This window comes from Salinicola sp. JS01 (genome assembly GCF_030284585.1).
Classification (GTDB): domain Bacteria; phylum Pseudomonadota; class Gammaproteobacteria; order Pseudomonadales; family Halomonadaceae; genus Salinicola.
The window spans coordinates 1291832-1312726 of the sequence record NZ_CP127244.1; the positions used below are offsets into that span (position 1 = coordinate 1291832).

Below are 20895 nucleotides of genomic sequence, written 5' to 3' on the forward strand. Positions count from 1 at the left end.
TCAAGAGCCGCGGGTCGACTGCGGCAGTTCGGAGACCAGGCGCAGCGACGCGGTCAGCTCGTCGAGCTGGTAGTGCGGGCGCAGGAAGGTGACCGCCTTGTAGGCGCCCGGCTTGCCCGGCACCTCGGCGACCTCGACCCGCGCTTCACGCAGCGGGTACTTGGCCTTGGCTTCCTGGCCGGCGTTGTCGTCCAGCAGCACGTACTGCGACAGCCACTCGTTGAGGTAGTCCTCGACGTTCTGGCGCGAGGCGAAGCTGCCCACCTTGTCGCGCATGATCGCCTTCATGAAGTGGGCGATACGCGAGGTGGCGAAGATGTACTGCAGCTGCGACGACAGCCGCGCGTTGGCGTTGGCGACGTCGGTGTTGTACTGCTTGGGCAACTGGGCCGACTGGGTGCCGAAGAAGGCGGCGTAGTCGGTGCCCTTGCAGTGCACCAGCGGAATGAAACCGAGGTCGGAAAGCTCCTTCTCGCGGCGGTCGGTGATCGAGATCTCGGTGGGGCACTTCAGCGCCACCTCGCCGTCGTCGGTCTGGAAGGTGTGGGTCGGCAGGTCCTCGACCAGGCCGCCGCCTTCGACCCCGCGGATCGCCACGCACCAGCCGTACTGGGAGAAGGCGTCGGTGACGCGCGCGCCCATGGTGTAGGCGGCATTCATCCACAGATACTTGTTGTGGTCGCGGCCGTCGACGTTCTCGGTGAAGTTGAACTCTTCCACCGGGGTGGTCTCTTCCCCGTAGGGCAGGCGACCCAGCACATGGGGCAGGGTGAGACCGACGTAGCGGGCGTCTTCCGAATTGCGGAACGACTTCCACTTGGCGTACTCGACGGTGTCGAAGATCTTCGACAGGTCGCGCGGGCCGGTCATGTCGGTGAACGAGTCCCAGCCGAACAGCTCCGGCGAGGCCGAGGAGATGAACGGGGCGTGGGCCGCGGCGGCGACGTGCGAGACCTGCTCCAGCAGGTACATGTCCTGCGGGTGGCGGCCGAACTCGTAGTCACCGATCAGCATGCCGTAGGGGGCGCCACCGAAGGTGCCGTACTCCTCCTCGTAGATCTTCTTGAACAGCGCGCTCTGGTCGAACTCGGACGCCGACTTGAGATCCTTGACCAGGTCCTTCTTCGAGGCATTCAACATGTGGATCTTCATGTTGGTGCTGGTCTCGGACTGGTCGGTCAGGTACTTCAGCCCGCGCCAGGAGGCTTCTAGCTGCTGGAACTCGCTGGCGTGCATGATCTCGTTGAGCTGGTCGGAGAGCAGCGAGTCGATCTCGGCGATGCGCGAATCCAGCACCGCGATCAGATCCTTGCTCGGGGTCACCTCGCCCTCGAGCACCTGATGCACCAGCTCGTCGATCAGGTCACGGGTGCGGGTGCGCTCGGTCTCCGAACGTGCCACGCGGCTTTCGGAGATGATGCTGTCGAGCAGCGAAGTCTCCGGCGCGAAGACCTCCTGGGTTTCGCTCTGGGGCTGGTTGTCGGTCTGATTCTCGGCCATGAGTGACTCCTGTTATTCCTTCTCGTCCTGCGGTTTGGCAGCGGCTTCGCGGCCGAGCTCTTCGCCCAGCGCCTTGAGCTTCTCGGTGTTTTGCAGCACATCCATCAACAGCTCTTCGAGCTTGTCGTTGCCGCCCATCTTGTTGCGCAGATCGGCGAGCTTGTTGCGCACGTCGAGCAGCTTGCGCAGCGGCTCCACCTGGCGCACCACTTCCTGGGGCTCGAAATCTTCCATGCGCTTGAAGTTGAGCTCCACCGGCAGCTGCGAGCCGTCGTTGGCCAGGGTGTTGTCGACGCGATAGCTCAGGCGCGGCTTGACCCCTTTCATCACGCTGTCGAAGTTGTCGCGGTCGATGTTGACGAACTTGCGATCCTTCAGCCGCGGCAGCGGCTCGAGCGGGTTGCCGGAGTAGTCGCCCATCACCCCGACCACGAACGGCAGCTCCTTCTTCTCGATGCTGTCGCCGATCTCGACGTCGTAGGTGAGGTGTACGCGGGGCGCTCTGACACGCGAGAGCTTGTGCTGGGTACTTTCGTTCTTGGCCATGAGGTCGTCCTCTTGTTGAGATGTCGAGTGTCCGGGTGACGAATGCCGTGGTGACGATGTCGTTTGGGCAATGTCTTTCAAGCGATGTCGTTCAAGCGATGTCGTGTTTTGGCAGTGCCGTCTCGGCGAGATCGACGACGGCGTCGATCACTCTGCGCTGGCGGCCGCCAGCGCCTCGGTGAGCTGCTCGCGCAGGCCGTCGCGCATCGCCTCGATCTCGGCGTCGGAGATCAGCTCCTCGAAGCTGCGACTGCCCGAGATCTCGGTGCTGTGACGAATCACCGGATCGCTCGGCAGCGTCGATGACACCGGCGAGCTGATGACGCAGAAGGGCAGGTCACCGAAGTCGTCCAGGCATTGGAACCCCACCGGGAAGCGCAGCCCCTTGAATAGCCGCCCTAGACCGCCGGCGCGGCTGAAGCAGTGGAACAGCATCAGGTAGTGCACCACGAAGCGGTGCAGCTCGGAGCCGCTGCGGTTGGGGTCACCGACCACCTGGCGAAAGCGGCTGAGCTCGAACGAGCTGTAGCCCACCACCCAGCGGGTCGGGCTGGTGACGCGCACGCGCGTGCCGTTGTCCAGGGTGTGGTCGTACTCGAGCGGATAGAGCTCCGGGGTCGAGTTGATGATGTTGAGCGGCACTTCGAGCTCGTTCATCAGATTGAAGGGCCGCGCGCCGGCGTGCTTGTCGAACAGCGTGCGGAACTCCTTGAAGTGGTGCTGGGTCTCGCGACCGCTGCCGCGCGGCGCGCCCTGCAGGTACTCGCCGAACAGCGGCTGCGGGCGAACCAGCGGGGAGAGCGTGGCCAGATAGTCCGATGCCTGCGCCTTGAGCAAGTCGGAAACCGCCCGCGTCTGCTTGCGCGAGCGGATGAAACTATCGACATCGAAAGACTGCGTCATGATCGATTCCTGGATCGGCTCGAGCGTTGCTCGGGAGTACCCCGGCGTCATCCATTGTCACGTCGGATTGTCACGTCGATTAGGTACATTCGTTATTGCACTCGGCGTCCGGCATGCATCGACTCGTGAGGATGCCAGAAAACGCTATATGCGTGTATCAGAATGTACTGACAGACTATTACAGCGATCCGCCATTCATCTTGTAAGAGATCTCTTACAACGTGATGTAATCAAACTTATCGTTGCACTGTAGCACGTTCTGAGACCTAATCGTCAGCGGTGCTATTGGCCAGATTCAGGTCCGGCGTGACGCGCTCCAGCCGTGCTGGCTCGCCTTCGCTGTCACGCAGCGGGTCGCCCTGTGCGTCCAGCGGCTCGAGCGCCGTGCCGTCCACCGGCTGGAAGATTCGCGTCTGGCCGACCTCCGGCTGGAGTGCGTAGAGCTGGCGCTGAAAGTCGTTAACATCGCGGTGTAGCGCCCATTTTCCCCAGGCGGTGTTGACTCGCTCGCCGCCTGGGGCGTCGATCCGGATCTCGTGCAGATAGAAGCCGGCCGGGGCGCCGGTGATCGGATCGCGCTTGAGGATCAGGTCGGTGTCGACGCCGCGGCAGTCCTGGCAGGGCAGGGTGCCGGTGAAGCGCTCGGTCACTTTGACATAATCGACCGGCGTCTGCGGACCGCTGGCGCAGGCACTCAGTGCCAGACACCCGACAACCGAGAGACGTTTCAGCTTCGATATTCGCATGTGTCTTGGTCGGCCTTTGTGTAAATTAATGTTAAAGGGTAAGCGTTTGTTAAACTTGTGCCCTATTATAGCGACTAAATCTGTTAAGGTGGTCACTGTCTGAAAGAAGTCTAAGTTTCCTTAGTTCTGCGCCGACAATCGGCGCAGTCTCTTTACGGGCGTCGCTGGTCAACGTTTAGCTTGTTCTCGCTGACCGTCGGCGATTGCCCGTTTTGCAGGTTGGGTGCAGGTCTGGTGCAGCTTTGAATCCGGCCCCGGCGTCATCGAATGCGACCGGGATTACCTGAAAAGAAGAAAGGGGAGCGAGAAGTCGATGAGGGTAACGCTGCGCCACGTGAGCGCGTTTCTCCTGGTGGGATGGCTAGTGGTGCTGCTGGCGGGGTGCGGTGTGGCCGATCGGGTCGGCAAGCGCTTCGACGACACTTGGGCCGGCGATCTGTTCGGCAACAGCGAGCGCGTGCGCGTCACCCTCGACAGCGACAGCGCGCTCAACCCAGACGTCGACGGCGAGCCGCTCTCCGTGGTCGTGCGGATCTATCAGTTGACCGAGCGTGCGCCCTTCGCCACCGCTTCGCCGCGTCAGCTGTGGGCCAATCCCCAGGGCGTGCTGGGCAATAGCCTGGTGTCGCAGCGTGAGCTGACGCTGCTCCCCGGGACACAGAAAATCGACACCGCCGCGCTGGACCCCAGCGCTCAGTTCGTCGGCGTGGCGGCATTCTTCCGTAACACCGTCAATGACGACTGGCACGTGATCTTCGACGCCAACGAGCTGCGCAACGATGGCCTCTTGAGCGCCTCCGATGGGGTCAAGCTGCATCTGGTCGACGACCGCATCGAGGTCGAGCGCGGCCACGATCTGCTTGGCGACTGAGGCGCGTGGCGCCAGCGCTACGCCGCGGCGCCACGCTGACGACAGCAATCAGGGTTCGGGACAGGGACGTGAGTAAACACAATCGCATCATGTGGTCGGAGGGCATGTTCCTCCTGCCCCAGCATTTTCAGTATCAGGATGAGTTCCACCAGCGTCAGCTGGCCGAGTCACGCCACAGCCAGCATCCGTTCCAGTGGGGCGTGCAGGCGCTGGAGGTCGACAGTGGCGCGCTCGATCAGGGCATGCTGCGCCTGACCCGGCTCAAGCTGGTGTTTCCGGACGGCACCCTGTTCGACGCACCGCAGCACGACCCGCTGCCGCCGGGGCGCAGTCTCGACGAGCTGGCCCGCAATGGCGAGGTGAAGATCTACGCTGCCCTGCGCACGCTGGAGCCGTGGTCGCCGAGCTATCTCGACCAGGATGCGGCGCGTCACGGCGGGCGCCGTTTCGTGCAGCGCTTCGAGACCCTGCCCGACCTGAACGAAGGGTCGCTGGAGAACGAGCTGGGCACGCTCGAACTCAATGCCACCCTGCTGATGGAGGGTGACAGCCTGGATGGCTTCACCCACTGCCCGATCGCGCTGCTCAAGCGCAATGCCGCTGGCGGCTTCAGTCTCGACAGCGAGCAGTTCATGCCCCCGGCGCTGCATCTGGATGCGGTGTCGCTGCCGCTGGAGATCGCCAACCGCTTGATCGGCATGCTGCAGGCGCGCAGCGAGGCGCTCTCCGGACGCCGGCGCGAGCGCGCGGATCAGGTCGCCGAGTTCGGCTCCAGTGACGTCACCCTGTTCTGGCTGCTCTACACCATCAATCGCGCCTATCCGCAGCTGGCGCATATGCTGAATCATCCGCGGCTGCACCCGGAGACGCTCTATCGCTTCCTCGCCGAGCTGGCGGCCGGCCTGATGACCTTCTCGATGTCGCACCGCCTGGCCGACATCCCCGAGTACGACCACCGTGACCCGGCGCCGGCGCTGCTGGGTCTGGAAAAGGTGGTGCGCGAGCTGCTCGAGATCGTGGTGCCCAACCAGTACATCCCGATTCCGCTGGAGCAGACGCGCCCCTCCTACTACGTGGGGCGGCTCAACGATGCGCGCCTCAAGGAAGCGGACTTCTATATCTGCGTGCATGCCGACATGCCCGGCTCCCAGATCCTCGAACTGGTGCCGCGGGCGTTCAAGGTGGGCTCGCCGGAGGACATCGAAGTGGTGGTCAACACCGCCATGCCCGGCGGCACCCTGACCCACGCCGCGCGCCTGCCCAGCGCGATACCGGTACGCCTGGACAACCACTACTTCGCCCTCGAGCCCCACGGCGCGGTGTATGAGCGAATGATGGAAGCCCAGGCGATCGCCTTCTACGTACCCAGCGGATTCAAGAACCTCAGTATCGAATTGATGGCGGTGATGAAATGACCGAAGCCCTTGCTCACCCTTCCGATATCGCCGAGCCGCGCACGCTCAAGACGCTGTCGCGCGACTTCATCTCCATGGTGCTGATGGTGCGTCGTGGCCAGCAGGCCGAGAGCGTCGAGCGCTTCCTCGAACGGGTGGACCAGTGGCTGCGCGAATTCGAGGAGAAGGCGCGGGCCGAGAACTACAGCGCCGAGGCGGTCAAGGATGCCCAGTACGCGCTGTGTGCATTTCTCGACGAGAGCGTGCTCAAGGGTGGCGTGGGCAATATCCGCGAGCACGTCGAGCTGCACCCGTTCCAGTACCGCTACTTCGGTGTGCACCTGGCAGGGGAGGGCTTCTACGACCGCCTCGACAGCCTGCGCAGCGACGTGCGTGGCAACCTGGACGTGCTCGAGGTCTATCACCTCTGCCTGGCGCTGGGGTTCGAAGGCAAGTACAGCCTCGAGAACCGTGACCAGCTGCGCTATATCGCCAATACCCTGGGCCAGGACATCGCGCGCTATCGCAAGCGTGAGATCGACGGTCGCGAGAGCTGGAAGCTGCCGGATCAGGTCGGCCAGCTGCTGCGCTACGAGATCCCGCTGTGGGTCTACCTGCTGGTCATCGTGGTGGTCTGCCTGCTGGTCTATGGCGGCCTGCGCTGGTGGCTGGGCAGTGAGACCGATGCGCTGATCGAGCAGATCCGTCAGCTGTTCGATAGCCAGGGTTGAGGGGCGAGGTGACCATGCGTTTTCTTCGATTCCTGCGCGCGCTCAAAGGCTTCTGGCCGCTCTCGATCGTCCTCTGGCTGGTGGGGCTGGCGCTGTGCGTGCTGCTGCTGCCGCTGGTGACCCAGGAGCGCGAGCTCATCTTCATCGCCATGGCGCTGGTCACCGCGCTGTGGCTGCTGGTCGTGGTGATGCGCCAGTACCACCGCATCCGCGCCGAGCGCAACATCGAGAATCTGGTCGAGCTCGAGGTACACCGCGAGGCCGCCGAGAGCGAGCCCGGCGACTATCAGGTGCTGAGCGAGCGGCTCAAGCACGCCATGGCGATGCAGCGGGCGGCGCGCTCGGTGGATGGCGGCAAGGCCTCGCTCTACGAGCTGCCGTGGTATCTGGTGGTGGGTATGGCGGCCTCGGGCAAGACCTCGCTGCTGACCCGCTCCTCGCTCTCGGCGACCATGGCCGGGGGCAGCAATCTCTCCGCGGTGAGCGGCACCCAGCACTGCGATTGGTACTTCAGCCGCGAGGCGGTGATGATCGATACCGCCGGCCGCTATCTGGTCGAGGATCGGCCGGCGAGCGAGTTCGCCGACTTCCTCAAGACCCTGCGCAAGCAGCGGCGCAAGCCGGCGATCAACGGTCTGGTGCTGGTGGTCAGCCTGCCCGAGCTGCTCGAACAGTCGCGACAGGACGCCCACGCGCTGGCCGAGCAGCTGGTCAGCCGGGTGAGCGAGTACCGCGCCTGCCTGGGCATCAATCCGCCGGTCTATCTGTTCTTCAGCAAGGCGGACCTGCTGCCCGGCTTCACCCGTACCTTCGAAGCGCTCGACGCCACGGAGCGCCAGCAGCCCTGGGGCCTGACCTTCTCGCTCGACGAGCTGCGTCGCCAGGGCGTGACCCGGGCCTTCCAGCAGCGCTTCCCGGGGCTGGTGGCCACGCTGCGCGCACGGGTCGACGCCCGCGTGGTGGAAGAGGGCAGCGATGCCGACAGCGAGCTTTTACGCTTCCCCGACTACTTCGCCGAACTCTACGGTGTGCTCAGCGACTTCCTCGAGCAGTTCGATACCCAGCAGAACGCCGAGCGCGCACCGATCCTGCGCGGGCTCTACTTCACCAGCGCGCTGCAGAGCGGCCCGGCGCTGCCGGCGCTGATCGACGAGCAGACCCGCGACGCCTTCGCCCTGGCGCCGACGTCGGCGACCGCAGCGGCGCCGCGCAACGGTGAGCGTAGCTACTTCATCACCGATACCTTCCGTCGGGTGGTTTTCCCCGACCGCAACCTGAGCCTCTACTACTCCCAGCGCGGTGACCGCCGCTCGCTGCCGCCGTTCATGATCGGCGCGGTCGGTGCGCTCGGGGTTGCGGCGATCGCCGCCCAGGGCTGGTCGGCCTACAACAACAAGCAGTGGCTCGAACATATCCGCGAGCGCATCGCGCCTCTCGGTACGGATGCCAGCCTCCAGCCGGCGCAGCGCCGGGCGCTGCGCGACGACTTGGAGCAGCAGTTGACAGCGATCGAGCGTCACCGCGAGACCGGCGTGCCGCTGCGTCTCGACCTGGGCCTGTATCAGGGCGATGCGCTGCGCGCGCCGCTGAAGGAAGCCTGGGCCACGCTGTTCACGCGTGACGTGCTGACGCCGCTCTCCTGGCGTCTGGCGCGGCAGCTGCGTTCGCTGGCCGCCTTCGGTGATTCGGCCGACGGTATCGATACCGGTAACGGCGAAGGCGGAACGGCCGCCGACGCGTCGGCGCAGGCAGGTACGCATGCGGATGCCGCCGGCGCGGCGCGGGACCAGGGCCGCCAGATCGGCGAAGACGCCATGGCGCGCATGCGCGAGCGCTCGACCTCGCGGCCGACCCTGGGCAGCGTACCCACCAGCGCCTCCGAGATCGGCAGTCGCGCGCGCAGTGAGCTGCGTTCACGCACCACCGACAGCGCCCGTGATGCCTGGTACTCGGCGCGCAGCAGCGCCGAAACCTCGCTGGAAGAGGGGCTGCGTGATCGTACCAGCCAACTGGGCAGCGCCGTGGGCGATGCCGATGGCGACGAGTCCACGCTCACGCTGTCCGGCGAGCAGGGCCCCTCGCTCTCCGAGGAGATGCTGACCAAGCTCTCTCAGGCGGACGTCGAGCAGCTGATCGAGAGCTACTCCTCGCTCAAGCTCTATCTGATTCTGACCGACCCGGACGCCCATGCGGATCAGGGCGACTTCGTCGCCTCGGCGCTGCCGCGACTGTGGGCCGACTACGTGGCGCGCCGCGGACTGGATACCTCCCGCGACAGCATCATGGACAACGCCGCGCTCTACGTGCACTACCTGCAGGAGGGCAAGGCGCCGGCGCTTGAGCGCGACGACAAGCTGGTCGCCGACAGCCGCGACCGGCTCAACGCCTTCCTGATCGATTCGAGCCTGGTCGACCGCGAATACCTGCGCTACCAGCTGGAGGTAGAGCAGCGCTTCGAACCGCTGACGCTGTCGCGCATGGCCCCCGACATGGAAGGCCGGCTGTTCTACTCCAGCCGTGCGGTACCGGCTTTTTATACCCGCGAGGTGTGGAACCAGTACCTGCGTCCGGCGATCATCGAGACCGTCTCCGGCGATCTCCAGCGGGAATCGGACTGGGTGCTCGACGACGAGAACGTCGACGATGCGGTGCAGTCGAAGGCGCGCTTCGTCAGTCAGCTGATGGCGCGCTACAAGCGTGACTACGCCATCGCCTGGGAGCGTTTCCTCGACAACACCCACGTCGCCGACTTCGAGACCCTGGACCAGGCCAGCGTGCGCCTATCCCAGCTCAGCGACCTGCAGGGCTCGCCGCTGCGCCAGGTGCTGGAAGCGGTCAAGGCCAACACCACCTGGGACGACCCCAAGGCGCAGACCGAGGACGATGCCAGCGGCAAGGCCAAGGACCAGAGCTTCTGGGGCCGGGTGATGAGCGTGTTCAACGGCGCGGGAGGTGCCTCTGCGGTCGATATCAACACGCTGCCGCGCCTCAACGATGGCCTGTTGACCCGGCACTTCCGCCCGGTGACGCGACTGCTGGCGGCGGACGATGCCACCGGCAGCGACAACTCGGTGCTCAATCAGTACCTGCTCGACCTGCGCCAGCTCAAGGTGCGCGTGGACAACGTGCGCAGCGCCCAAGACGTGGGCCGCAGCAGCAAGTCGCTGATCATGGCGACGCTCTCCGGCCAGCCGACCGAGATCAACACCCTGCGCAACTTCGTCGCCTCGCGCGTGGATACCTCGCGCACGCCGCTGATCCGGGCGCTCGAACCGCTGTTCCGCGAGCCGGTCGAGGACACCTGGAAGGCGCTCAACGCCCCGGCGCGCCAGCAGCTCAACGCCGCCTGGGACGACAAGATCGTCACGCCGTGGGACCAGATGATTGCCGGGCGCTATCCGGTCAGCGACTCGGTCAACGAAGCCTCGGTGCGCGACATGGAGTACTTCATCGATCCCGACAAGGGGGTGATGTCGCAGTTCCGCAAGGAGGAGATCGGCGATCTGGCGGGTTCCGGCAGTGGCCAGCGCTCGACCATGGTCGACCCGCGCATGCTCTCGAGCATCGACGACGCCACCGCCCTCGGCCGGGTCATCGACAGCCTGTCTGACCTGCAGAACGGCTTCGAGCTGCAGATCAACCCCACCGCGGGGCTGACCGATATCATCCTGACCATCGACGGCCAGCGGCTGCACTACCGTAACAACACCCAGTCGTGGGAGCGGCTGACCTGGCCGGGCAACGGCGAAACCTTTGGCGCGCGTCTGGATATCGTCAATCGCAACGGCCAGCGCCATACGGTGTTCGACTATCCCAACCGCTGGGGCTTCCTGCGCATGATCGAGAGTGCCCGGATCACCCCGATCGACAAGGCGCGCCAACGGTTCAGCTGGAACACCTACATGGGCACGGCCAGCTTCGATGTGCGCAACTTCGGTGGGGTGAAGATCTCGGATCTCGAACGGATCAAGTCGCTGCGCATTCCGCAGATGAGCGGGTCCGGACAGTGAGCCCGCGGCCGCCGAGGCTGGCAGGCCAGGGCTCGGCGGTACGGGGCGGTGCGGCTCGGCGGCGGCCGGGCGAGACATGGAACAGGGTATGAGCGGGTAATGAAGAGGGTGTCGGCATGATCGGCTGCTTTGGCAAGATTCCCACGCAGGCCGACTTCGTAGGCGTGAATGCCACCGGGGCAGTGATCCAGGAGCTCGACCAGTGGTTACAGAGTGCGCTGTTGCAGTTTCTCGACCACGACGACTGGCAGCATCGCTTCGATGCGCTGCCGGTGTGCTTCTTCAACTATTACGCACGCAACGGCAGCCATGTGACCGGGGCCATGATCAGCTCGGCGGATGCCTCCGGGCGGCGCTATCCGTTCTTCGTCTTCCAGACGCTGAAGGCGGAAGGGCGCCCCGTGTTGCTGCCCTGCATCAACACCCTGGGCGAGATCTTCGCCGCCCAGGCGCGCACGATCCTCACCGACTCCGTGCATGGCGCGTCGCCGATCGACCCGGTGGCGGCGATCGGCGAGCTGCGCCAGCTCAACGACCAGGACATCGCGCTGTATCAGCGCATCCATCAGCGCTTTTTGCTCGACTACAGCTTCGCCGACGTGGCCAAGGCGCTGGAGTGGGGCTGGCCGGAGTTCATCAGCGGCGGCTGCCTGCATCGCCTGCACTATGCGCTGATGCGCTGGCGTGCCGGCAGTACCCAGGCGGTGATGCTGCCGCTACCCGCAGAGCGCGGGCTCAAGCGCCCGGTCGCCGATCTCTGGCAGCAGTGGCTGGGCGCCGCCTGCCCCGGTGGCACGCCGGTGATGAGTATGCTGGTCGACGACTTCATGCGCCCGCGGCTGCTGCTGATGCCGGTCTGGCAGAGCGCGGAACAGTTCTTCGAGGTGCTCTCGAACCCGGACGACAGGCGTCTGTGCATCGACGTGCTGTCGCCCTTCGCGGACGACGAGCCGCATCCCGGTACCTTGCCGCTCCCGGATACCCGGTTGAGTCTGGCCGATTTCATGGCGCAATTTCCGTGCGACGCACGGTAGACACCCGAGCATGAGCAGATCGCATCGATGAAACGTTTCAAAATCGCTTATCTGAAGTACGCCTTCTTCAAGTACCAGCCCTACATCCTGGGGCTTTTGTTCTTCGCCGCCATCTTTCTGGTCTGGCGGCTGGGCGTCGCACTGGGCTTTTCATCGCTGGCCAGTCTGCTCAGCGGGATCGTGCTGTTCCTGCTGGCGTCAGCGTTCTACGTGCTGCTGCTCTACCGCGGGGTGGGGCAGAAGCGCAATCTCGAACATCTGCTGATGGAGGACGCCGACGCCGCGGTGCTCGAGGCGAGCCCCCAGGACCGCGAAGAGATCAGCCTGCTGCGCGAGCGCCTGCTCAAGACCATCGAACGCCTCAAGCAGAGTGGCAAGCGCAAGGGCCAGCGCGGCAACGATGCGCTCTATGCGCTGCCCTGGTACATGATCGTGGGGCAGCCGGCGGCCGGCAAAAGCACCATGGTCTACGAGTCCGGGCTCAATTTCCCGTTCGCCGAGCGCGAGAACGCCCGGGTCGCCGGTATGGGCGGCACTCGCCACTGCGACTGGTTCTTCAGCTCCGACGCCATCCTGCTGGATACCGCCGGACGCTACATGAACAGTGAGGAGGAGGTCGGCAAGTGGAAGGGCTTTCTCGCTCTGCTCAAGTCGCATCGCCGCCATTGCCCGCTCAACGGCCTGATCGTCGCGGTCAATATCAGCGACGTGGTGCAGGCCAGCGATACCCAGCGCAACAACCTGGCGCGGCGTCTGCGCGAGCGTATCCAGGAGGCGCGCGAGCAGTTGGAGGCGCGGCTGCCGATCTATCTGGTGTTCACCAAGTGCGACCTGATCGAAGGGTTCACCACCTTTTTCGAGCGCCTCGATCCGCAGCATCGCAGCGACGTGCTCGGGCATACCTTTCCGCATCAGCAGCCCAGCGACGTCAATTGGGGGCAGCAGTTCGACAGCGCGCTGCAGGCGCTGTGCCATCACTGGCTGCAGGTGGGCGACGACGAGATCGTCCAGCGTGACGTGGTCGATACCCGCCGCGACGTGGCGGCCTTCCGCTTCCCGCTGGAGCTGGCGGCGCTGCGCGACTCGCTGACCCGCTTCGTCGATGCGCTGACCAACGCCAATCCCTATCAGAGCGCACCGCTGCTGCGCGGCTTCTACTTCGTCAGTGCCCTGCAGGAGGGCGATGCCATCGAAGGTGAGCACGCCAGCCGCGTGGGTCGCCACTTCGCCCTGGCCAAGCCCGGGCAGCTCTCAGAAGAGCGGGTCAATCACGCCTTCTTCATCGGCAACCTGTTCCGTCAGGTGATCATCGCCGACCGCCATCTGGCCGGGCTCTACTCGACGGACGTGCGTGGCAAGCGGCGCAAGCTGCGCTGGGGGCTGGCCGCCGCCGCGCTGGGGATCGTCGCCTGTACCCTGTGGATCACCTCGGCGGTGCGCAACCACGGCGAGATCGAGGCGATGTCGCACACCTTCGCCGAAGCCGCGACCGCGGATGACCAACAGCCGACACAGTACGCCCGCTGGTACAGCATCGATGCGCTGCGTGACTGGGGTAGCCACTACTACCAGCGCGAGCACGGCGACGGCGTGCCCTGGTCGATGGGCTGGGGGCTTTATCAGGGCGATGCGATCGAGCCGGCGATCCGCGAGCGCTACTTCGATCGCCTGCGCACGGTGATGCTGGAGCCGGTGGAGCAGAACCTGACTCGCTCGCTGTTCTCGCTCACCACCATCGGTGTCTACAAACGCACCACCGACGAGCTGCACGCGGTGGACGGGCCCGACACCGTGGCGCCCTATGCCCGACCGCGGGACAACACCGCGGAGTCGCTGGCCAAGTTCGGTCGCAATACCCTGGACACCTACCTGATGCTGTCGGACATGGAGCGTGCCGACATCGACACTGAGGTCCTGCGCAACCGCCTGCCAGCGTTCTGGTATCCGGCGATCCAGCAGCGTACCGGGGCGAAGATCGACGAGGATCGCTCCGACTACCGCTACGCCGGTCGCCAGATCGACTTCTATAGCCAGCAGATTCACGAGCCGGACGTGCCGCGGATCACCTCCAACGCTTTCCTGGTCTCGAGCAGCCGCAACTATATCGACAGCCTGCTTGAACAGACCCTGACCAGTACCGAAACCATCGTGCTCGAGTCCGACACCCTGTTCGCCTTTGGCCGTGGCGACTACGCCGGGCTGCAGCAGGCGGGGCAGAAAGAGCTGGACGAGCTGGCCCAGCGCCTGCTCAACACCCAGGACCTGGGGCAGATCCTGATCACCGGCCACGCTGACCCGATCGGCAACGAGGCGGTGAACCAGCAGCTCTCGCTGCAGCGGGCGATGACCGTGCGCCAGTACCTGGTGGGCAAGGGCGTGCCGGCGGGCTTGATCGAGGCCAAGGGGGCGGGCAGCGAGCGTCCGCTGGTGACCTGTGACCCCAATCAGCCGCGGGCGCAGCTGATCGAGTGCCTGGCGCCGAACCGCCGAGTAGAGATCGAAGTCAAGAAGCAGCAGTGATGACGTGCACTGCTGTTTTCCCATAATGTAACGAAATATGTAAAGTGTGTTTAAATGTAGAAATTGTCTTTAAAGTTTAAGATGGGTGGATATAATTGAGGTTCATCAGAATCGTGTGAGGTTTTGCAGCGTGCCGGAGGCATTTTGAAACCGGCTGCAATCATGTAAGAGATTGACCATGCCTTTGTAGGCGATCTCTTACAAAAAAGCGTATGCATTGGTTCTGATATCACCTAATTAAACTTCGTTATTTGCGGGTCTTGCTGTTTTTCCCCGCAAGAACAAGTGGTTGAGGTTTGTATGCTTTTCGGTCGTCGAGTCCTTCGAAGGCCGTCAAGTGGGCCAGGGGTCGCCCGGCATGCGTGAGGTCGATTGCCATCGCGCATCAGGAGCGGCTATTCGCGAGTGAGTAAATAGGAGAACAGAGCACATGGCATTCGATGCGTATCTCAAGATCGACGGCATCCCCGGTGAAAGCCTGGACGACAAACACGTCGACTGGATCGAACTGAAGAGCTTCGACTTCGGCGCTAGCCAGGCCACTTCGGCCACCGCCAGTTCTGCCGGCGGTGCTTCGGCCGAGCGCGTCAACCTGAGCGAATTCCGCATTCAGAAATTCGTCGACAAGGCGTCCGCCAAGCTGTTCGAGTCCTGCTGTAAAGGTCAGCACATCAAGGAAGTCGTGCTGCACGTGAACCGCGCCGGTGGTGACAAGGTGCGTTACATGGAGGTCAAGCTGGAAGAGGTGATCGTCTCCTCGACCGAGATGGAAGGCACCTCCGTGTCGACCGGCTTCGAGCAGAACGAGAGCGAAGATCGTCACGACCTGCCGTACGAAACCGTCAAGTTCAACTACGCGCGGATCAAGATCACCTACACCCAGCAGAAGCGTTCCGACGGCCAGGGTGGCGGCAACGTCGCCGGCGGCTGGGACCGCACCCGCAACAAGGTCTACGCCTGATATCGGGCTCGCGCCCGAGTTGCGACGGCCGCTCTACGCGAGCGGCCGAGCGGCACAGCGCTCACCCGTGGCGGCGGGTGGGCGTGTGGCGCCGACGCCCGGCGGCTCTCCTGTAGGAGCCGCGCGGGCGTTTGCGTTGCTGGCCTTCACGGCCGCTGACCCAGCGCAACGGGTGACGCGTCGACTGACCGGGAGCGGTGGGGCAGGGCTCCCGCGCCGCTCCCGGTCAGTCATCGCGGTTCAGGTACTGCCAATACCGCCATGACGAGTACCGCCATTTTTATTGCCGGGGCGAGCGTTGCGCCGATAGCCGCCGCGGCCCGAGCCGTTGACGAGGGACGACATGGATCAACTCGGCGAACTTTCCATCGAGGCGCTGCTCGCCCCCATCGAGGGCGCCAGCCATGCCGGCGGCGAGGACCTGACCTTCTCGCTGCTGTTCGACCAGATCAAGGAGGCGCGCCGCGCCGACCCCACCTACCTGCCCCAGGGTGAGTGGCAGACCGAACTCAAGCAGTCCGACTGGGGCCAGGTGATCAACCTCACCAGCGAGGCGCTGATCGCGCAGAGCAAGGATCTCCAGCTCGCCGGTTGGCTGTGCGAGGGGCTGGCGCATCGCGAGGGCTTCGACGGTATCGCCTTCGGCCTGACCCTCGAAGCCCGGCTGCTCGACGAGTACTGGGAGACCCTCTATCCCGAACTCGACGAGGATGACCTCGAAGAGCGCTCGGCACGGCTGAGTTGGCTGGGCGATACGCTGATCGGCGTGGTGCGCACGCTGCCGCTGCTCGACGGTGACGGCTACGGACTGGCCGACTACGACGAGTCGCGCCAGGTCGAGAACCAGGCGCGCAACGACCCCGATGCCATGGATCGTGCCCTCAGCGACGGCAAGATCAACGACGAGATCTTCCAGCGCTCGGTGGTGCTCACCAGTACCGACTTCCTGCAGCAGCGCCACGCCGTGATTGCCGCCGCGCTGGTGGCGCTGGAGCAGTTGGACGATATCGGCGATCAGCGCTTCGGCCGCGACGCGCCGAGCTTCGCCGGGTTGCAGAAAGTGCTGGTGCAGTGCCGCGACCTGACCGAAAAACTGCTGCGCGAGCGCGGGGCCGACGTCTCTGCCAGCGCCGATGCCGAGGCTGCCGCCGAGGTGAAGGCGGAAGAGCCCGCCGCGACCCGCGTCGAGCCGAGCCTGTCGGCCCCCGCGGTGGCCGAGCCGGCGGGTGCGCTGCGCACCAAGCCCCAGAGCCGCGACGAAGCGTTCGAGATGCTCAACGGTGTGGCGCGCTACTTCAAGGAGCGCGAGCCCCATAGCCCGGTGCCCTATCTGATCGAGCGGGCGGTGAAGTGGGGCCGTATGCCGCTGGAAGAGTGGCTCAAGGATGTGATCAAGGATCACGGCGTGATCGACAACATCCGCGACACCCTGGGCACGCAGCCGAAGGATGATGACTACTGACCATGTCCCGCGCCTCGATATTCGATCTCCTGCATCAGCGCCAGGTCGTCAGTGAGCCGGTCGAAGAACCGGTCGCGATTCGCAGCGACTATCTCCCCGACCGGCTGCGGATCATCGATGGCCTGGCGCTGACGGCCGCCGGGTTCATCCGCAGCGGCGAAATCCCCGAACCGGCCACGCCGGAGCTGTCGTCGACGCTCTACGGCGCCGACGGCTACCGCCTGCTGGTGCACCGGGTGGGCGATGCCATGAGCGTGAACGAGCCGCGCCTGGGCCGGCTCGACGCCAAGGCGCTGCGGCTGCATCAGTTGATCCAGACAGTGGTGATCGAAGCGCTGATGATGCTCGAAGTGCTGCCCGAAGAGAGCCACTTCGATGTGCTGCTCAGCACGCCGTTTCGCTCGCGGGAAGCCGCCGACATCGTGCAGTCACGCCTGCGTGACGTCATCGCCGAAACCCAGTACGGCGCTTGCCTGGGTGAGGTGCGGCTGGCCCCGGAGGGGGCGGACCCGCACGCCACGCTCGCGGTCGGCGATCAGGGCGGTATGCCCTATGTGCTGTGGGTCGGCGCGGATTCGCTGCTCAACGATAGCGACGTGGGCTCGCTGCGCTATCGCGATCTGCTGACGCCAACGTCGCGCGGCGGTGGGCTCTATCCCGGCGAGGCGGTGGCGGCGCTGCTGCTGCAGCGGTTGACGGCGGAGGACGCGGCGTTCGACAGCGGCTGGTATCTGGAGGCGGGCATTCGGCGGGAGCATGCGCCGCGGGCGACGCGGCGCGACCACGACAAGCGCCAGGCGCTGATCACGCTGCTCGACGAGCTGTGGCCGGCGGCGGGGTCGTTATCCGGAGCAGATGAGCAGGCGGGTGGCGAAGAGACAGCATCAGCGGCGCCCTCGCGCCTAGTGGTCGATGCGCTGGGCCTGCCCGGGCGGGCAGTGGAGCTGGGCGGCGCGGTGGTCGAGCGCTGGCCCGACCTGGATACGGTCGAGGATGGGCTGGGTGTCGATGCGCTTTGCGGCTGGAGCGGTGAAGCCACCCGGGTGTTGCCGTTCGTGCTGGCGGTGGCGGCCTGCACCCCCGAGCAGCATGCGCTGGTACTCACGCTGCACGCAGAGCAGAGCACCCAGGCCTGGGCGCTCGAGAGCTGCGCGGCGGTGGCCGTAGCCTCGGCCGCGCAGCCGGTGGAGGCTCAGTCGTGACCGCTGTCGCCGTTGTGCGAAGAGATCAGGGTCGCCCCGCAGGCGGTCTTGTGTCCGTGCAGCGCCACCGGCTTGCCGTTGACCTTCATGGTCGGATGACCTTCGACGATCACCGTGGTGCTGCCATGGCCATCCTTGGGGCAGGTGACCTTGTCGCCGACGCAGGCCACCGGCTTGCCATCGATCAGGTAGCTGCTCTGTGCGGTAATGACTTTGCCGCCATGGCTCGTGGCGTCACCGAGTACAACGATGCCTTTCATCGGTCAGGGCTTCCTGGCAAGGGTGAAAAGGAGCGGGCTCGTTTCGGCGAGCCGGCGAGCGTTAATTTAGCCATCGACCCGACGCGGGAACAAGCACCCGCCGACGAGAGGCTGCGGAGGTAACATGGCAGACATCACCCTCGACGCGCTGCGCGAGACGTTCGATATCGACCTGTCGCAGTCGCAGCGGCTGCTGACCCTCGACGTTGCCGGCGTCGCCCTCGTGCCCCATCGGCTTGTGGGCGAAGAGCGCGTCAGCGCGCCCTTCACCTACACATTGGACTGCATCTCCCAGCAGGGCGATATCGAGCTCAAGACGCTGATGGCGCAGCCGGCGCGGCTCTCGATCCTGCAGGCCGACGGCAGCTACCGCCCGCTGCACGGGCTGGTCTCCGAGGCTGCGCTGCTGGGCGAGGATGGCGGCGTCACCTACTACCAGCTCACCCTGGTGCCGTGGATTCAGATGCTCGGCCTGGGCCGGGATAGCCGTATCTTCCAGGATCGCTCGGTGGTCGACGTGCTGACCCAGGTCTTCGATGGGCATGAGCTGGCCCAGGGCCGCTACCGCTTCGATCTGCGCCGCGACTACCCGGTGCGCAGTTACTGCGTGCAGTACCGCGAGAGCGATCTGAACTTCATCAGCCGGCTAGCACAGGAAGAAGGCATCTGGTGGTATGCCGAATTCGCTGGCGAAGACGACGACTATGCGGGCCACCGCATCGTCTTCACCGACGATGTCGACACCACCCAACCGGTCAGCCCCCAGGCGATCCGCTTCCACCGCCAGGCGGCCACCGAGCGTGAGGACGCCCTAACCCAGTGGGGCGGTGTGCGTACCCAGCAGCCCACCCGGGTCAGCGTGGGCACCTTCGACTACAAGCAGCCCTCGCTGACCAAACGCACCGGGCTCGACACCCTCAGCGACCAGGGCAACCTGCCCAAGACCGAACTCTACGACTACGCCGGCGAGTACTACTACCACGGTTATGAGCGCGGTGAGCGGCTGACCGAGAATCGCCTGGAAGCCCATGAGTCCCGCGCCAAGCGCTTCCGCGGCAGCGGCGGCGCGCGCCAGCTCCAGGCCGGGCGCTGGTTCGAACTCACCCAGCACCCGCTGCACGACAGCGGCGGCCGGCATCGAAAAGGAGAGGAAGAGCGCCAGTTCCTGCTGCTGGGCGTCACCGTCCACGCCGAGAACGCGCTGCCGGTCTCGGCCCAGCTTCAGGCGCTACCGGGCAGCCTGCAGCCCCAGCTCGACGCCGCCAAGCAGGCGCACGGGCTCGAAGCGGATACCCCAGATCCTACGGGCGAGCGTCTGTCGGATTATGCGACTGGCGGCACCGGCCACTTTCTGGTCGACCTCGAGGCCCAGCGCCTCAGCCAGCCCTACCGCCATCCGCTGACCCACCGCCGCCCGGTGATCGGCGGGCCGCAGACCGCCACCGTGGTCGGCCCGGCCAATGAAGAGATCCACACCGATCACCTCAACCGCGTGCGCGTCCAGTTCCACTGGGACCGCCAGGGGCAAAACGATGAGAACTCAAGCGTCTGGCTGCGGGTCTCCCAGCCCAACGCCGGCGCCGGTTGGGGCGGCGTGTTCGTGCCGCGTATCGGCCAGGAAGTGCTGGTCGACTTCCTCGAAGGCGACGCCGACCGCCCGCTGATCACCGGGCGGGTCTACAACGGCGAGCAGACGCCGGACTGGCACAGTCACGGCCTGCTCTCCGGGTTCAAGAGCAAGACCTATCGCGGCAGCAAGTACAACGAGCTGGTGTTCGACGACGCCACCGACCAGGAGCGCGTCCGCCTCAACTCCGAAGCCGAGAAGAGCCAGCTCAACCTCGGCTACCTGATCCACCAGACCGGCAACACCCGCGGCGCCTTCCGCGGCACCGGCTTCGAGCTGCGCACCGATGCCTATGGCGCCATCCGCGCCAATCAGGGGCTCTACCTCACCAGCTGGGGCCAGCTCGGCGCCAGCGGTGACCAGCTCGACCTCACCCCGGCCAAACAGCAGCTCGACAGCGCCTACCAGCTCACCGACACGTTGAGCCAGAGTGCCCAGAATCACAACGCCGAAGCACTCGACAGTCGTACCCACCTCAAGCAGGCAGGTGAGGATGCCGACGACACCTACGGCAACAGCGAACAGCTTGCGGATGCCAAGCAGGATAACGCCCGTGGTGCCACCGACAGCGGCGGCCGTGGCGAAGCGGCACGCATGAAAGCGCCCTGGCTGCATATGGCCTCGCCCGCCGGGATCACCCTGAGCACGCCGGAATCGACCCACCTGGCCCAGGGCCACTCGCTGAGCGTCTCCAGCGGCGAGGACGTCAACGTGGCCACCGGCAAGAGTCTGGTCGCCTCGATCTCCGAGAAGCTCTCGCTGTTCGTGCAGAAGGCCGGCATCAAACTGTTCGCGGCGCGGGGCAAGGTGGATATCCAGGCGCAGTCGGACAACCTGGAAGCCACCGCGCGGCGGGATCTCGGCGTCACCTCCACGGAAGACAAGATCGACTTGGCTGCCGCCAAGGAGATTCTGCTGGTCAGCGGCGGTGCCTACGTGCGTATCAAGGGCGGCAATATCGAGCTGCACGCCCCCGGCAAGGTCACCGTCAAGGGCGCGACGAAGAACTTCGGCGGGCCGGCGAGCCTGAACGCCACACCGCCCGAGCTGCCTGAGGGGGAAGACGTGCTCTGTGCCAGCAAGAGCCAGGCTGCGGCAGGCAGCGGTGATGGTAGCGTGGAAAGCTAG

At 65.3% G+C, this 20895-nt stretch carries 15 protein-coding genes; 10 read left to right on the forward strand and 5 right to left on the reverse strand.

What is annotated here, in order from left to right:
* The 4 genes from tssC to QO259_RS05910 all read right to left on the reverse strand — a co-directional run bounded on the left by tssC (nucleotide 1) and on the right by QO259_RS05910 (nucleotide 3695).
* Nucleotides 1–1500 carry a type VI secretion system contractile sheath large subunit gene (gene tssC / locus QO259_RS05895; RefSeq protein ID WP_035469437.1) on the reverse strand — a complete coding sequence of 500 codons (1500 nt, stop codon included), beginning with the start codon at nucleotides 1498–1500 and terminating at the stop codon, nucleotides 1–3.
* A gap of 12 nt (nucleotides 1501–1512) precedes the next feature.
* Entirely contained in the window at nucleotides 1513–2046 is a 534-nt protein-coding gene (tssB, locus tag QO259_RS05900; protein ID WP_035469440.1) for a type VI secretion system contractile sheath small subunit, read from the reverse strand.
* 147 nt (nucleotides 2047–2193) lie between these two features.
* Complete coding sequence (locus tag QO259_RS05905; protein ID WP_035469442.1) at nucleotides 2194–2949, reverse strand: hypothetical protein; 756 nt, start codon at nucleotides 2947–2949, stop codon at nucleotides 2194–2196.
* A 266-nt stretch (nucleotides 2950–3215) separates the two neighbouring features.
* Nucleotides 3216–3695 carry a copper resistance protein NlpE N-terminal domain-containing protein gene (locus tag QO259_RS05910; protein ID WP_285952162.1) on the reverse strand — a complete coding sequence of 160 codons (480 nt, stop codon included), beginning with the start codon at nucleotides 3693–3695 and terminating at the stop codon, nucleotides 3216–3218.
* Nucleotides 3696–4008: 313 nt separating this feature from the next.
* Here QO259_RS05910 and tssJ point away from each other — a divergent pair, with 313 nt between their 5' ends.
* The 9 genes from tssJ to QO259_RS05955 all read left to right on the forward strand — a co-directional run bounded on the left by tssJ (nucleotide 4009) and on the right by QO259_RS05955 (nucleotide 17880).
* Nucleotides 4009–4566 carry a type VI secretion system lipoprotein TssJ gene (gene tssJ, locus QO259_RS05915; RefSeq protein ID WP_285952163.1) on the forward strand — a complete coding sequence of 186 codons (558 nt, stop codon included), beginning with the start codon at nucleotides 4009–4011 and terminating at the stop codon, nucleotides 4564–4566.
* A 68-nt stretch (nucleotides 4567–4634) separates the two neighbouring features.
* Nucleotides 4635–5981, forward strand: a complete 1347-nt coding sequence (tssK, locus tag QO259_RS05920) for a type VI secretion system baseplate subunit TssK (RefSeq protein WP_285952164.1) — start codon at nucleotides 4635–4637, stop codon at nucleotides 5979–5981.
* Entirely contained in the window at nucleotides 5978–6691 is a 714-nt protein-coding gene (icmH, locus tag QO259_RS05925) for a type IVB secretion system protein IcmH/DotU (RefSeq protein ID WP_285952165.1), read from the forward strand. Before tssK ends, icmH begins: the two co-directional genes overlap by 4 nt.
* 14 nt (nucleotides 6692–6705) lie before the next feature.
* Nucleotides 6706–10701, forward strand: coding sequence for a type VI secretion protein IcmF/TssM N-terminal domain-containing protein (locus tag QO259_RS05930; RefSeq protein WP_285952166.1), 3996 nt, complete (start codon nucleotides 6706–6708; stop codon nucleotides 10699–10701).
* Nucleotides 10702–10817: 116 nt separating this feature from the next.
* The gene (gene tagF / locus QO259_RS05935; protein ID WP_285952167.1) at nucleotides 10818–11735 is read left to right on the forward strand and encodes a type VI secretion system-associated protein TagF; all 918 of its coding nucleotides are present in this window, start codon (nucleotides 10818–10820) and stop codon (nucleotides 11733–11735) included.
* Nucleotides 11736–11762: 27 nt separating this feature from the next.
* On the forward strand, nucleotides 11763–14255 hold the full coding sequence (gene tssM, locus QO259_RS05940; protein WP_285952168.1) for a type VI secretion system membrane subunit TssM: 2493 nt from the start codon (nucleotides 11763–11765) through the stop codon (nucleotides 14253–14255).
* Nucleotides 14256–14685: 430 nt separating this feature from the next.
* Complete coding sequence (locus QO259_RS05945; RefSeq protein WP_035469455.1) at nucleotides 14686–15216, forward strand: Hcp family type VI secretion system effector; 531 nt, start codon at nucleotides 14686–14688, stop codon at nucleotides 15214–15216.
* A 343-nt stretch (nucleotides 15217–15559) separates the two neighbouring features.
* The gene (gene tssA, locus QO259_RS05950; protein WP_035469457.1) at nucleotides 15560–16678 is read left to right on the forward strand and encodes a type VI secretion system protein TssA; all 1119 of its coding nucleotides are present in this window, start codon (nucleotides 15560–15562) and stop codon (nucleotides 16676–16678) included.
* Between the two features lie 2 nt (nucleotides 16679–16680).
* Entirely contained in the window at nucleotides 16681–17880 is a 1200-nt protein-coding gene (locus QO259_RS05955) for a hypothetical protein (RefSeq protein ID WP_285952169.1), read from the forward strand.
* Here QO259_RS05955 and QO259_RS05960 read toward each other — a convergent pair.
* Nucleotides 17871–18140 (reverse strand): PAAR domain-containing protein, encoded by a 270-nt coding sequence (locus QO259_RS05960; protein WP_035469462.1) that lies wholly within the window; start codon nucleotides 18138–18140, stop codon nucleotides 17871–17873. The genes QO259_RS05955 and QO259_RS05960 overlap by 10 nt on opposite strands.
* A gap of 124 nt (nucleotides 18141–18264) precedes the next feature.
* Between QO259_RS05960 and QO259_RS05965 the strand changes: the two genes are divergently transcribed.
* On the forward strand, nucleotides 18265–20895 hold the full coding sequence (locus QO259_RS05965; RefSeq protein WP_285952170.1) for a type VI secretion system Vgr family protein: 2631 nt from the start codon (nucleotides 18265–18267) through the stop codon (nucleotides 20893–20895).